We start from the raw sequence: 663 nt of genomic DNA, 5'->3' as shown, positions 1-663 counted from the left end.
GGATTAAACAAGCCCAACAAGCCGTAAACGCCTTCATCAGAGAAAGAGACCGCGACTTACCATGTATCTCGTGCGGAACGCTCACGTCTGCTCAGTGGGATGCCGGACATTACCGGACAACTGCTGCGGCACCTCAACTCCGATTTAATGAACGCAATATTCACAAGCAATGCGTGGTGTGCAACCAGCACAAAAGCGGAAATCTCGTTCCGTATCGCGTCGAACTGATTAGCCGCATCGGGCAGGAAGCAGTAGACGAAATCGAATCAAACCATAACCGCCATCGCTGGACTATCGAAGAGTGCAAGGCGATCAAGGCAGAGTACCAACAGAAACTCAAAGACCTGCGAAATAGCAGAAGTGAGGCCGCATGACGTTCTCAGTAAAAACCATTCCAGACATGCTCGTTGAAACATACGGAAATCAGACAGAAGTAGCACGCAGACTGAAATGTAGTCGCGGTACGGTCAGAAAATACGTTGATGATAAAGACGGGAAAATGCACGCCATCGTCAACGACGTTCTCATGGTTCATCGCGGATGGAGTGAAAGAGATGCGCTATTACGAAAAAATTGATGGCAGCAAATACCGAAATATTTGGGTAGTTGGCGATCTGCACGGATGCTACACGAACCTGATGAACAAACTGGATACGATTGGAT

Annotated in this window: 2 protein-coding genes and 1 pseudogene; all 3 read left to right on the top strand. The window is 48.3% G+C overall.

What is annotated here, in order from left to right; translation table 11 throughout:
- Positions 1 to 374 (top strand): recombination protein NinG (locus CBF90_RS16170; RefSeq protein WP_172407879.1); only part of this gene is annotated, 374 nt, incomplete at its 5' end.
- On the top strand, positions 371 to 577 hold the full coding sequence (locus tag CBF90_RS16165; protein ID WP_002901791.1) for a phage NinH family protein: 207 nt from the start codon (positions 371 to 373) through the stop codon (positions 575 to 577). The genes CBF90_RS16170 and CBF90_RS16165, both read left to right, overlap by 4 nt.
- Positions 555 to 663, top strand: a pseudogene (locus CBF90_RS18920) (serine/threonine protein phosphatase); the annotation flags it as partial. The gene CBF90_RS16165 and the pseudogene CBF90_RS18920, both read left to right, overlap by 23 nt.

Origin of the sequence: Microbacterium sp. AISO3, from assembly GCF_002204305.1 — a bacterium.
Taxonomy (GTDB): Bacteria; Actinomycetota; Actinomycetes; order Actinomycetales; family Microbacteriaceae; genus Microbacterium; species Microbacterium arborescens.
Note: the sequence above shows the minus strand (reverse complement) of the source record. Positions and strands in the feature narration are given on the sequence as shown.